At 69.7% G+C, this 12,795-nt stretch carries 11 protein-coding genes and 1 tRNA gene; 5 read left to right on the top strand and 7 right to left on the bottom strand.

The features are described 5' to 3' along the window. Positions 1–46: 46 nt before the first annotated feature. From KOE53_RS13315 to KOE53_RS13305, 3 genes are all read left to right on the top strand, one after another. On the top strand, positions 47–1,213 hold the full coding sequence (locus KOE53_RS13315; protein ID WP_188058821.1) for a DNA polymerase III subunit delta': 1,167 nt from the start codon (positions 47–49) through the stop codon (positions 1,211–1,213). After that, positions 1,210–2,769 carry an alpha/beta hydrolase gene (locus KOE53_RS13310; RefSeq protein WP_188058820.1) on the top strand — a complete coding sequence of 520 codons (1,560 nt, stop codon included), beginning with the start codon at positions 1,210–1,212 and terminating at the stop codon, positions 2,767–2,769. Before KOE53_RS13315 ends, KOE53_RS13310 begins: the two co-directional genes overlap by 4 nt. 105 nt (positions 2,770–2,874) lie before the next feature. Then, positions 2,875–2,950: transfer RNA gene (locus tag KOE53_RS13305), tRNA-Thr, on the top strand. A gap of 167 nt (positions 2,951–3,117) precedes the next feature. Here KOE53_RS13305 and KOE53_RS13300 read toward each other — a convergent pair. Both KOE53_RS13300 and KOE53_RS13295 read right to left on the bottom strand, forming a co-directional pair. Beyond that, the gene (locus KOE53_RS13300) at positions 3,118–4,482 is read right to left on the bottom strand and encodes an APC family permease (RefSeq protein WP_188058819.1); all 1,365 of its coding nucleotides are present in this window, start codon (positions 4,480–4,482) and stop codon (positions 3,118–3,120) included. After that, on the bottom strand, positions 4,479–5,372 hold the full coding sequence (locus tag KOE53_RS13295) for a carbon-nitrogen hydrolase family protein (RefSeq protein WP_188058818.1): 894 nt from the start codon (positions 5,370–5,372) through the stop codon (positions 4,479–4,481). Before KOE53_RS13295 ends, KOE53_RS13300 begins: the two co-directional genes overlap by 4 nt. A gap of 107 nt (positions 5,373–5,479) precedes the next feature. Here KOE53_RS13295 and KOE53_RS13290 point away from each other — a divergent pair, with 107 nt between their 5' ends. Together KOE53_RS13290 and KOE53_RS13285 are read left to right on the top strand one after the other, a co-directional pair. Then, the gene (locus KOE53_RS13290; RefSeq protein WP_188058817.1) at positions 5,480–6,091 is read left to right on the top strand and encodes a TetR/AcrR family transcriptional regulator; all 612 of its coding nucleotides are present in this window, start codon (positions 5,480–5,482) and stop codon (positions 6,089–6,091) included. A gap of 29 nt (positions 6,092–6,120) precedes the next feature. Then, complete coding sequence (locus KOE53_RS13285; protein WP_188058816.1) at positions 6,121–7,194, top strand: acyltransferase family protein; 1,074 nt, start codon at positions 6,121–6,123, stop codon at positions 7,192–7,194. A gap of 86 nt (positions 7,195–7,280) precedes the next feature. Here KOE53_RS13285 and KOE53_RS13280 read toward each other — a convergent pair whose 3' ends face one another. The 5 genes from KOE53_RS13280 to ribD are packed head-to-tail and all read right to left on the bottom strand — an operon-like array spanning position 7,281 to position 12,731. Then, the gene (locus KOE53_RS13280; protein WP_188058815.1) at positions 7,281–9,242 is read right to left on the bottom strand and encodes an ABC transporter ATP-binding protein; all 1,962 of its coding nucleotides are present in this window, start codon (positions 9,240–9,242) and stop codon (positions 7,281–7,283) included. Between the two features lie 13 nt (positions 9,243–9,255). After that, positions 9,256–9,729, bottom strand: coding sequence for a 6,7-dimethyl-8-ribityllumazine synthase (gene ribH, locus KOE53_RS13275; protein ID WP_188046056.1), 474 nt, complete (start codon positions 9,727–9,729; stop codon positions 9,256–9,258). Continuing rightward, entirely contained in the window at positions 9,726–10,985 is a 1,260-nt protein-coding gene (gene ribA / locus KOE53_RS13270) for a GTP cyclohydrolase II (protein WP_188058814.1), read from the bottom strand. Before ribA ends, ribH begins: the two co-directional genes overlap by 4 nt. Continuing rightward, the gene (locus KOE53_RS13265; protein ID WP_188058813.1) at positions 10,982–11,677 is read right to left on the bottom strand and encodes a riboflavin synthase; all 696 of its coding nucleotides are present in this window, start codon (positions 11,675–11,677) and stop codon (positions 10,982–10,984) included. Before KOE53_RS13265 ends, ribA begins: the two co-directional genes overlap by 4 nt. Then, positions 11,658–12,731, bottom strand: a complete 1,074-nt coding sequence (gene ribD, locus KOE53_RS13260; protein ID WP_188058812.1) for a bifunctional diaminohydroxyphosphoribosylaminopyrimidine deaminase/5-amino-6-(5-phosphoribosylamino)uracil reductase RibD — start codon at positions 12,729–12,731, stop codon at positions 11,658–11,660. The genes KOE53_RS13265 and ribD overlap by 20 nt, the downstream gene beginning before the upstream one ends. Between the last annotated feature and the right edge of the window lie 64 nt (positions 12,732–12,795).

Here is a 12,795-nt window from a genome sequence, read left to right as displayed (position 1 = left end):
GCCCGCTCACACCCGCCGTGTCGGCTGTGCCCGGTAGTCTGGCCCCATGGAATTCTGGGCCGAAATCGTGGGGCAGGCGGATGCAGTTCGCGCGCTCGAACACGCCTCTTCAGTCGGCGGCGCGAGTGACCTTTCGCACGCCTGGCTGATCACGGGCCCGCCGGGGTCGGGGCGCTCGAACCTCGCGTTCCGCTTCGCGGCGGCGCTCATCGCCCAGCGCCCGGATCTGCGGGAACAGGTGTATGGCCAGGTGGTTGCGCGCACCCATCCCGACCTCGGCGTTGTCACCAGCCAGAAGGTGCAGATCGGCATCGACGAGGTGCGCGGCATCGTGCAATCGGCGCACTACTCGCCCTCGCAGGGGCGGCACCGCGTGATCGTCATCGAGGACGCGGATCGCATGCCCGAGCGCACCTCGAACGTCTTGCTTAAGGCCCTCGAAGAGCCGCCCGAGCGCACGATCTGGATCTTGTGCGCCCCCAGCGAGGCCGACCTGTTGCCGACCATTCGGTCGCGCGTGCGCTCGGTGCGGCTGGTCACGCCCGCTCCCGAGCAGATCGCCGGTCTCTTGCACGAGCGCGACGGGGTGCCCGTTGAGCTTGCGGAGCGCGCCGCGCGCCTTGCGCAGAGCCACATCGGGATGGCGCGCAGGCTCGCGACCGACACCGAGGCGATGGCGCGGCGCGAGCGCACCATCGAGATCGCGCTCGACATTGTCACACTCTCGGACGCCATGCGCGCTGCGGCCACGCTCGCGAAGGTTGCCGCGGACGACGCAGCGGCCCTCGCCGAACAGGTCGACACCCGCGAGCGCGAGGAAGTGTTGCGCGGACTCGGGGTGGCCCCGGGAGCTGCGGTCCCTGCCGCCCTGCGCTCGCAGGTGCGCCAACTCGAGGAACTACAGAAGCGTCGAGCAACGCGCCAGCTCCGCGACGGCATCGACCGGATCCTGACCGATCTGCTCTCGCTGCATCGGGACGTGTTGCTGACCAGCCTGGACGCGGGTCAGCCCCTCGTGAACGCCGAGGTTGCGGGCCGCGTCGCCGAGCGTGCCGAGCGGGTGCCCGTCGCGCTCACACTCGACGTGATCTCCGCCATCGAGCACGCGCGCGAGCGGATAGCGCGCAACGTGACGCCACAGTTTGTGCTGGAGGCGCTCTTCGCCACCCAGATCTCGGGCGCCGTGCGCAGTGCGCGGGAGGGCATCGCATGAGCCGGCACAGGGTCAACGCGGGCACGCGCGTTGCCGCGGTGCTGGGCGCCGTGCTGTTCGCGGCGACGGGCTGCTCGCTGCTGCTTCCGCCGGGAGGCGCGGGCCTGCCGGGGGCCTACCCGGAGACCGAGGCGCCCAGCGTTGACGGCACCCTCGAGAGCTTTCGCTCGCAAACGCTGGACTGGACCGCCTGCGCCGACGGCATGCAGTGCGCGATCGCCACGGCTCCGCTCGATTGGGACAACCTGTCGGGCCCGACCATTGAACTGCAGTTGGTGAAGCACCCGGCAACCGGGGGCACCCCGATCGGCACGCTGTTCACGAACCCCGGGGGCCCCGGCGCCTCCGGCGCGGACTTCGTGGCCGACAGCATCGACTATGTCATCGGCGAGCCGCTGCAAGAGCAGTTCGACGTGATCGGCTGGGACCCGCGGGGTGTCGGCCGTTCCAGCCCCGTGAACTGCCTCGATGACGCCGAAATGGACGAGCTGCTGTTCGGGCTCGGCGACACCACGCTTGAGGTCGGCTCCGACCCGTGGCTGAATGAGGCGATCCAGAGCGGCGCCGCCCTCGGTCTCGCCTGCCTGGCGAACACGGGGCCACTGCTCGGCAACGTCGATACGGGCTCGACCGTGCAGGACCTCGACCTGCTCCGCGCGATCGTGGGAGACGACCAGCTGAACTACCTCGGCTTCTCGTACGGTACCGCGATCGGTGCGCGATATGCCGAGGAGTTCCCCGACCGCGTGGGCCGGCTCGTGTTGGACGGCGCCCTCGACCCCACCGCCTCCGAGTTCGAGGTGGTGCGCGAGCAGACGCTCGGGTTCGAAGCCGCGGCGCGCGCCTACCTCGCCGACTGTCTGACCCGAAGCGAGTGCCCCTTCACCGGAACGGTGGACGACGCGATGGCGAAGATCGGGGCGCAGCTCGACGCGCTGGAGCTTGCCCCGATCGCCGGCGACGACGGGCGCATGGTCGACGCGAGCACCATGCTCACCGCGATCATTACGCCGCTCTACTCGCAACAGGCCTGGCCGGCGCTGGACCGGCTCTTCGAGAGCGTGCGGGCGGGCGACGCGAACGTCGCATTGACGCTCGCCGACAGCTATTACGGGCGCAACCCGGACGGCACCTACGCCGACAACTCGACCGAGGCGTTCATCGCAATCAACTGCAGCGATTACCCCCGAAACGGGGACATCGACCTCATGCACCGGCAAGCGGCGGAACTCAAGGAGGTCGCGCCCACCTTCGGCCGCTTCCAGGGGTACGGCGACACGTCGTGCCTGCTCTGGCCGTCGTCTGCGCCCACGGAGCGAACGCCCATTCACGCGGTCGGCGCCGCCCCCATCATGGTGGTCGGCACCACGGGTGACCCCGCCACGCCGTACCGCTGGGCGGTCGCGCTGGCCGAGCAGCTCGAGAGCGGCGTGCTGGTGACGTTCGAGGGCGAGGGCCACACTGCGTACGCCGGCGGGAACGCCTGCGTTGACGGGGCCGTCGAGACGTATCTGCTGCAGGGCACGGTGCCGGCCGAGGGCTTGCGCTGTCGCTAGTCGGATCCCGGCTGCTGGCGGCCACTCCGCAGCCGCACGATTCGAATCGGCAACCCCTCTCGTGCTAACATTGCTTCTTGTGCACTGAGCCCCGGCCCGGTCCACGCCGCCTTAGCTCAGTCGGTAGAGCGTCTCACTCGTAATGAGAAGGTCACCAGTTCGATTCTGGTAGGCGGCTCCACTTCCACCCCGCGCCTCATGGCGCGGGGTGTTTCTTTTTTCTGCCCCGTTTCGTGCGGCATGGACCGGCCTCGCGGCGCCATTCTGTCGAGCGAGCACAGCCGAAAGCCCGGCGAGGCGCACCGATACGGTCAGGTGCCTCGCCGGGCTTGGGCTCGCTCCGCGAGGCTAAGTGACCGGCGCAGTCACATCCTCGGAAAGGGCGGGCACCGGTCGGCGGAACCCGCGGGTCGACCAGGCGAGCATGATCACGCCGAGCCCGAGCCAGCACAGTCCCACGACGTAGGCCTCGGGGTGCAGCTTGGAGAACAGGTACAGCGTGACGAAGAACCCTGCCGCCGGTACGAGGCTGAGTAACGCGCGGCGGGCGATCGGGGCGCCGGCCCTGCGCGTCTTCCAGATCCAGGTGAAGAACGCGGCGTTCACGAGCGCGAATGCCAGGAACGCACCGAAGTTGATGAGCGCGGTCGCGCGCTGGATATCGAGCAGGGAGCCGATCAGGCCGATGCCGGCGATGATCAGGATGTTGACCCACGGCACCCGGAAGGTATCGCTCAGTCGCCCGAAGATCGAGCGAGGCAGCACGCCGTCCCGGCCCATGACAAAGAGCAGCCGGCTCGACGTCGCCTGGATTGCGAGGCCCGAACCGAAACCGGCGATCAACGCAATGAGGTTGTTGATGTTGGTGAAGGTCTCGCCGCCGGCGAGCACCGAGATGGCGAAGCCTGCCGTGTCGGCGTTCTCGAAGTCGCTGCCAGGGTGCACCATCTGCATGAGGAACGAGACCGCCACAAAGATCGCGCCGCCGATGAGCACGGCGAGGATGATGCCGCGCGGGATGTTCCGGCGGGCGTTCTTGGTCTCCTCGCTCAGCGTGCTGATCGCGTCGAAGCCGAGGAACGAGTAGGCGGCGACGGCCGCGGCCGAGCTCACCGCGACGAGGGAGGTTTGCTCGTTCCAGAAAGCCGAGCTCGGCGTCCCGCCGCCCTCGCGGCCCAGGAACAGGATCATGGCGATGGCTACTGCGGCCACCGAGGCCATCGCCACGATGGTGAGCCAGGTGTTGACCCGGTCGGCGAGCGCGATGCCGAGCAGATTGACAGCGGTGGTGGCGCCGATGTTGATGAGCAGCCAGACCCAGATGGGGATGTTTGGAAACTGGGCGTTCAGGTAGATGGACTGGATGAGCCACGCGACCATCGGCAGGAAGAGGTAGTCCAACAGGATCACCCAGCCGGCAAAGAATCCGGCGGTGCGGCCGAGCAGCTTGCCGACGTAAGTGTAGGCCGAGCCGGCGGTCGGGTACTCGCGGGCCAGGACGGCATAAGAGATTGCTGTGAGCAGCATGGCGACGGTCGCGATCAGGTACGCGGTGGGGGCGGCGCCGTGGCTGGCCTCCGAGACAACGCCGAAGGTGGAGGTCACGATTCCCGGCGCCATATAGGCGAGGCCGAAGAATACGACCCCAAGAAGGCCGAGGCGGGGGAGCAGGGTGGTGGGCCGGGCGGCTGCCGCGGTGAGGGTTGAGGTCATGCTCGGGTCTCCGTTGACTCGGGTGTGGAAGCTTGGGGGAATCCAGGCTCCCAAGTGGATGGGGTGATGCTCCCGCCGTAGAGCGGCAGGGGAATGGTGGGGTCGCCCTCGCGGAACTGGGACCATGGGCGCGAGACGCCGGCCGTGCCGAACTCCCGCACCTCGGCTACTTGACCGAGATCGACGACCGCGGTGAGCACCTCCGCGCTGGCGTCGGGGGAGGACGCGCGCACGGCACCGTTCGGGTCGACCACGAGCGAGCGCCCGCGCCCGGTAGGTGCAGCGGCGTTCAGTGAGGCGATCCAGACCTGGTTCATGACGGCATTGCCGCGCACAATCGCCAGCTCCTGCTCGCGATCGCTCGTGGCCGTCTGGACGAGGTTGAGCACGAGTTCGGCGCCGCCCCAGGCGAGGTGCCGGGTGTGCTCGGGGAACCAAATGTCGTAGCAGATGGAGAGCCCGATCTTGCCGATGCCCGGCAGATCGACGACCTCGAAGCTCGTCCCCACGGACGAGGTCTCATCGGGGCGCCACGGGAAGATCTTGCGGTAGCTCGCGACGCGCTCGCCGTCGGGAGAATACACGAGCGCGGTGTTGTACACGCGGCCGTCCGCGGCGCGTTCGTAGACGGTCCCGGGCACTAGCCAGATTCCGAGCTCTTGCGCGAGGGCGCCCAGGGCGAGAAGCGCCGGGTCCTCGTCGAGATCGCGCGCCAGGTTCTCGATCGGCGGGTGCGGCTTCGGTGAGTCGAGATGCAGCTCGGGGTAGACCCAGAGTGTGGTGGCGGGGTGAGCCACTGTGAGCTCGCGCAGCTGTGCGGCGAGCTCCTCGTGACCACGGGTGGAAGAAGCGGGGTGTTGCACCAGCGCAACACCGACAGATCGGCGCATGGCCTTCCCTTCGTTGGTTAGCTAAATAATGATTAATTAATTAATAAAAGTCAAATGAACGGGGTGTGACCTGCCGCGCCCCGGCCCGCGCATGCCAGAATTGAGGGATGGCCCGTCCGAAGAATCAGGAAGCGCGGCGACAGGAGTTGGTGCGTGTCGCGTCGCGGCTGCTTGTCGAGAACGGCGCAGCCGGGGCCCGGCTGACCGACATTGCTGAGGCCGCCGGGGTCACCCCCGCAGCGGTCACCTACTACTACCCCAGCTTGATCGAGCTCTACGGAGAGACCTACGCGACGGCCACGCAGGAGTACATTGTGAAGCGGCGCCAGCTGGTCGAGCAGGCCCATGGCCCCATCGAGCGACTCGTCGCGTGCCTGCGACTCGGCGTCCCCGAGGCGGGCACAAGCTCGTACGCGGCGACCGTCCTGCTTGAGGAGCTCTCCGCGCTCGAGAGCCGCGAGCCCGACATCTCACGTTCGGGTGCGGTCTTCGAACGCGAGCAACTTGAGCTCTTCGCCGAGCTGCTCGAGGACGGGATCGCGGCGGGTGTGTTCCGGCCGCTCCTCTCGGTCGCGGATACCGCGCGCGCGATCCTGTCGATCGAAGACGGGCTGGCATCGCCCGTGGTCGGAGATCGGATGGAATCGGCGGAGTCTATGCGGGTGCTGCTTGCGACTACGGGCGCGCTGATAGGTGCCGACCTCCTCGGCGGCGCATAGCCGAGGCGTCCGCCGTCTAGGCTGGGCGGGTGACTGAAGCCGCCTCCGCCCCCACCACGGCCAAGCCGCGTGCCCCCCGCGTTGCGCTCTGGGACCACGCCCGCCTGGTGCTGATCCTGCTCGTCGTCGTCGGCCATTCGATCTCGACCATCCGCACCGACAGCGGCTTCGCGTACGGCCTCTACGCCTGGATCTACCTGTTCCACATGCCCGGCATGATCGTGCTCTCGGGCGTCTTCTCGAAGCCGGACACGTCCCCCAAAGTCGTCGCCGGCACGGTGCGGCTCGTAGGCACCTGGTTGCTATTCGAGCTCATCTGGGTCGGCATTCGCGCGCTCGCCGGCGCGACCGCGATCTCCCAGAACTTCCTCGTGGTGCCCGCCTGGACGCTCTGGTTCTTGGTCACCCTCGTCACCATGCGGATCCTGCTGCCCTATATTGCCCGCCTGCGGCACCCGCTCATCTTCTCGATCGTGCTCGCTCTGCTCGCCGGGTTCACCCCCGAGATCGGTACGGCGTTCTCCGTCTCTCGAACCCTCGTCTTCCTCCCGTTCTTCGTCGCTGGGTGGCTCGCCAAGGATCGGGGCTGGCTCGACGGCGAGTGGTTCCACCGCCCGACCGCGGCGCTCAAGGCCGGCGCCTGGGCCGCCCTCGCGGCGGCGGCCGCCGTGTTCGTGGCGTTCCCCAACATGCGCAACGTGTGGCGCATCGACCACTGGATCGTCTGGCGTGACTCGTACGCCCAGCTGCTCGACGGCCCGGTCTGGCGGGTGCTGCTTGAGGGGTCAGCGATCCGATTCGGCCTGCTCGCGGTCGCGGCGATCCTGACCTTCGCCGTGTTGATCGTCGTCCCGCGCCGCGAGGGCAAGCTGACCGTCTGGGGCGCGCGTACGCTCTACGTCTACCTGCTGCACGCGCCGATCATCTACTTCGCGCGCGAGAGCGGGCTGATCGACTGGTTCGGCTCGTTCGGCGTACCCGGAGTGCTCGCGCTCATCGTATGCGCGCTCGCGCTGACCGCGGCGCTGTCGAGCGGACTCGTCGCGAAGGTGTTCCGCCCGGTGATCGAGCCGTCCTTCGGCTGGACGATGGCCCGGGGCTGACTGCCCGCTCGCGCGTGATCTACTGAACACAATGTGCGGCTTGGACGCGCGGGAAGCTGCACATTGCGTTCAGTAGATGGGTGGGCTTATTCGGAGGGCGGAGCCTCGTCCGCGGCGACCAGCAGCTGGTGCTGGGCGAGTTCGCGGTAGAGCGGCACTGTCTCGACGAGCTCGTCGTGCGTGCCCTGGCCGATGACGCGGCCCTCTTCGAGCACGATGATGCGGTCGGAGTCGACGACCGTCGACAGCCGGTGCGCGATTACGAGCAGCGTGCGCCCCGTCGCGACCGAGTCGAGCGCGTCGCGCATCAGGCGCTCGTTCACGCCGTCGAGGCTGGCGGTCGACTCGTCGAGCAGCAGGATCGGCGGGGCCGTCAACAGCGCGCGGGCGATCGCGAGGCGCTGCTTTTCCCCGCCCGACAGCATGATGCCGTGCTCGCCGACCTGGGTATCGAGGCCGGTCGACCCGGCGCGATCGAGGACCGCGTCGAGGTTGACGGCGCGCAGCACCCGCTCGCACTCGGCGTCGGAGGCGTTCGGCGATGCCAGCCGGAGGTTGTCGCGCAGCGTCCCGGCGAGCACCGGGGCGTCCTGCTCGACATACCCGAACTGGGCGCGGAGCTCGCCGCGGTCGAGCGCGCGCAGGTCGACGCCGTGCAACTCGATGGCGCCGGAATCGGGGTCGTAGAAGCGCTCGACGAGCCCCAGGATGGTCGACTTCCCGGCGCCCGATGGCCCGACGAGAGCGACGCGCTGGCCGCGCGGCACCTCGAAGCTGACCCCGTGCAGCACCTGGGTCTCGACGATCGGGACGGGCGCCGCCTCGGCGTCGCGCTGGGCGGCGCGCGAGTTTCGGCCGGTCAGCGGCGTGACCACGCGGGTGGGCGCGGCCGAGCGGTAGGTGAAGTGCACGTCGCGGAACGCGACGGCGGGCGGGGCCGCTTCGGCCGAGCCGGTCGCATGCTCCGAAGCGTCCGCCAGCGGCACGATGCGGCCCTGGGGCGTCGCGGCCGCCAGCGCCTCGTCGGCTGCCGACTCGTCCGGGAGCTCGGTGATTTCGCGGATCCTGCCGAGCGCGCCGAGCGCCTGGTTGACCGCGGAGATAGCGCCGAACGCCTGGCCGAGCGGGACGACCATCATGAACAGGAAGATGATGAAGGTGACGAGCTGCGCGATCGTGATCGCTCCCGTGGCGACGCGGAAGCCGCCGAGGCCGAGCACCGAGAGGAACGACGCCTGCATCGCGATGAACGAGATCGGCACGATCAGGGCCGAGATGCGGGCGACGACCAGGCCGAAACCGTAGGCCTCTTCGACCTCGCGCGAGATCGAGGCGGTCTCGCGCTCGGTGGCGCCCGCCGCGCGGATGGTGCGGATCGACGAGATCGCCCGGTCCACCGAGGCGGCGAGGTCGCCCACCTTCTCCTGGGACTGAGCGACGGCCGGGCGGATCCTGCTGGAGAGGCCGACGACCGCGAGCAGCGCGACCAGCAGCACGCCGAACGTGATGGCGAACAGGATCGGGTCGATCACGAGCATGCCGATGAGTGCGCCCACGAACAGCAGCGCGCCGCCGAGCGCCTCGACGAGCCCCTGGGTGAGTACCGCGCGCAGCATCGTGGTGTCGCTCCCGACGCGCGAGACGAGGTCGCCCGTGCGGCGGCGGTCGAACTCGGGGATGGGCAGGCGCAGGATCCGCGCGACGAGCTGGCGCCGCGAGTTGCGGACGACTCCCTCGCCCATCCGCTGCAGCAGGTAGTGCTGGAATCCGTTGAGTACGCCGCTGACGAGCACGAGGGCGAGCAGGATCCAGACGAGCGCGCCGAGCGGGACCGACTCCTGGACGCGCCCGATGACGGCGCCCACCAAGAGTGGCTGGCCGAGCGAGGCGAGCGCGCCCGCGAGGCTCAACGCAATGATCACCCCGAGGAGGCGCCGCTGCTCAAACAGGTAGGGGAGCAGTTCGCGGAAGCTCGCGCGGGGGCCCTGCGACGGGGTCCGCCCGCGCGACTTCCGAGTCTTCCGGGGCGGTTTGGTGTGCTGGCTCAAACGGTGTCCCGACTCAAGAAGCGCGGATAGTGCGTGCGAGCACCGCGACCTGCAGGGCGGCCTCGGCGGCCTCCTGGCCCTTCGACTCCTTCGAGCCGGGCAGGCCCGAGCGATCGAATGCTTGCTGCTCGGTGTCGACGGTCAAGATGCCGAACCCCACCGGCTTGCTCTCGTCGAGCGCGACCCTGGTGAGGCCCTCGGTGACCGCGGACGACACGTACTCGAAGTGGGGGGTCCCGCCGCGCACGATGACGCCGAGGCAGACCGCCGCGTCATATCCGGCGCGAAGCGCCGCCTGTGCCGCGAGGGGCAGCTCGAAGGCGCCGCCCACGCGGAACAGCACCTGTTCGGCGCCGGAATCGAGCAGCGTCTGCTCGGCGCCAGCGATCATGCCGTCGATGATCTCCTGGTGCCAGCTGCCGGCGATGATTGCGACCCGCAGGCCGCTGCCATCGACCGAGAGGTCCGGGGCGCCCGCGCCGCTCATTCCTGCTCCTCCAGTGTCGCGACCTGCACATCGGTGGGGAGTACGTGGCCCATTCGGTCGCGCTTGGTCTCGAGATACCCGGTGTTCTGGTCGGTGACGCCGACGTACAGCTGCACCCGCTCGGTCACGGTCACGCCGTGCGACTCGAGCTGGCTCACCTTGTCCGGGTTGTTCGTGAGCAGCCGGATGTGGTCGGCCCCCAGGTCTCCGAGGATCTCGGCCGCCGCAGTGTAGTCGCGCGCGTCCGCCGGGAGGCCGAGCTGCAGGTTGGCGTCCAGGGTGTCGACGCCCTGCTCCTGCAGCTGGTAGGCGCGCAGCTTGTTGGCCAGGCCGATGCCGCGACCCTCGTGCCCGCGCAGGTAGATCACGACGCCGCCCTCGGCTGCGATGCGGTCGAGCGACGCGTCGAGCTGGGGGCCGCACTCGCACTTGAGTGATCCGAAGGCCTCGCCCGTGATGCACTCGGAGTGCACGCGGACGAGCGCGCCCTCGCGGGGGACCTCGCCCGAGATGAGCGCGAGGTGGTCGACGCCGGCGCGGCGGTCGCGGTACGCGCGCATGCGCAGCTCGCCGTGAGTGGTCGGCACGAGCGTGTCGGCACGCATGCTGATGCGGCGGTGGCCCGTGATGGCAGGCGCGCCGTCGGGGTCGTATTCGTTCAGGTAGCGCACGAGCTGCTCGATCGTGATGACCGGCACGTTGTCGCGCTCGCCGAGCTCGATGAGCCCGGGCAGGCGCATCATCTCGCCGTCGTCAGCGACGATCTCGGCGATGGCCGCGACGGGGCGGAGGCCTGCGAGCCGCATCAGCTCGACCGCGGCCTCGGTGTGCCCGTCGCGCACGCGCACGCCGCCGTCAACGGCGCGGAGCGGAAGCACGTGGCCCGGGCGACGCAGGTCGCTGGGAACGCCGTCGGCGTTCGCGAGCGCCCGCAGCGTCATTGTGCGGTCGGCCGCGCTGATGCCCGTCGTGATGCCGTGGGCGGCGTCGACGGTCACCGTGTATGCGGTACCGCGAACGTCCTCGTTGCGCTCGACCATCATGGGGAGCTCGAGCTGGTCGGCGACCTCATTCGTCATGGGCGCGCAGAGCAGGCCCGACGAGTACTTCACCGTCCAGGCGATCCACTCGGGGGTGGCGAGCTCGGCCGAGATGATGACGTCACCCTCGTTCTCGCGGCTCTCGTCGTCGGCGACGATGACGGGTCGGCCCTCGCGGATCGCCGCGACTGCGGTCTCAATGCTGGCGATGCTCATGCTCGCCCTCCTTCGGTGGTAGACGGTGAATCGGGAGTAGCGGAAGCTTCGGGGGCCGGCGAGGCGGGTGCCTGGGCGCTGGGGACGCCGGCGAAGGCCAGCATGCGGGCGACCTGGCGGGCGAGGATGTCGGTCTCGACGTTGACGCGGTCGCCTGGGACGAGTCCGCCGAGGGTCGTCGCCTCGAGCGTCTCGGGAATGAGCGACACCTCGAACCAGTGCTCGGCGGCGCTCGGCTCAGAAATCGTCGACACCGTGAGCGAGACGCCCGAGAGCGTCACGGAACCCTTGTCGACAAGCAGCGGGGCAAGCTCGGCGGGCAGCGCGAAGCGGAGCACGCGCCAGGCGTCGCCGGGCCGCGTCTCGATCAGGGTCGCGGTGCCGTCAACGTGCCCCTGCACGATATGCCCGCCGAGGCGGGTGTCGATGCGCGCCGCGCGCTCGAGGTTGACCCGGGAACCGGGAACGAGCTCGCCCAGGGTCGACATGTCGAGCGACTGCGCCATCACGTCGGCGGCGAAGGTGCCCGCGCCATGCTCGATTACCGTCAGGCAGACACCCGACACCGAGATGGAATCGCCGTGCCCCGCGTCGGAGGTAACGAGCGGGCCGCGGACGGTGAGGCGGAGCGAGTCGCCCACCGGTGTCAGCGCGACGATCTCACCGACCTCTTCAATGAGTCCCGTGAACATCGGATTCCTCTCGGTTAAAGCGTGCGTGGAAGAGTGTGTCGGCGCCGAGCCGGGTGATCCGTTCGATCACGAGTCGCGGGGCGCCTGCGATGCTCGGTACGCCGATGTCGCCCAGGGCCGTGCGCGGCCCGCCGATCAGCACGGGGGCGACGTAGACCAGCAGCTCGTCCACGAGGCCCGCCGCGATCAGGGCACTCGTGACGGTCGGCCCGCCCTCGACGAAGACGCTCCTGATTCCGCGGCTCGCGAGCAGCGCGAGGTCGGCATGCAGGTCGTCGCCCGCCAGCAGGATCGGCGGGCCGGCGGGGTGCGCGCCAATGCGCGCTCCGGCCGGAATGGCGCGGTGCCCCAGGACGACCGGGATCGGCTGCGCGCCCGGCAGCAGCTCGCCGTCCGCGCCGCGCGCGGTGAGGCTCGGGTCGTCGGCAAGCAGGGTGCCCGTTCCCACCAGGATCGCGTCGGCGGATTGCCTGCGCTGGTGCACATCGGCGCGCGCCTCGGGGCCGGTGATCCACTGGCTCGAGCCGTCCGCCGCCGCGGCGCGGCCGTCGAGCGACTGCGCCCACTTCGCAATGACTCGGGGGCGTGGGACCGGCTGCTGGGGGGCGCGTGCGGCAAGCCAATCGGAGAGGAACGCGCGGGCCTCGTCCTCGAGCAGCCCGCCGACGACCTCGACTCCGGCAGCGCGGAGGCGTTCGGCGCCGCCACCCTCGGCGTGGCCCGGGTCGGCGAGCGCGAACACGACGCGGCCGATGCCCGCCTCGATCAGCGCAAGCGCGCAGGGGCCGGTGCGGCCGGTGTGGTTGCACGGTTCGAGGGTCACGACGGCGGTGAGTTCGGCGCCGTGGTCCTGCGCGGCCCGCGGCAGTTTCGCGAGGGCGGCGACCTCTGCATGGGGCGTGCCGGCGCCCTCGTGCCAGCCCTCGGCGACGATCTCGCCGTCGGGGCCCAAGATGACGCACCCCACGCGAGGGTTCGTGTCAGCGGCCGGCCCACGGGCGGCAAGCTCGAGCCCGCGCCGCATGGCGCTCTCGAGAATCTGCTGCTCGTGCATGTGCGGTTCGCCCCTTCATCGACTCTGGAATGTGAGCCGGGGTGCGAAAATCCGCGGGGTCGAC

The sequence above is a fragment of the Leucobacter sp. CX87 genome (assembly GCF_018682295.1).
In the GTDB taxonomy this organism is placed as follows: domain Bacteria; phylum Actinomycetota; class Actinomycetes; order Actinomycetales; family Microbacteriaceae; genus Cx-87.
Note: the sequence above shows the minus strand (reverse complement) of the source record. Positions and strands in the feature narration are given on the sequence as shown.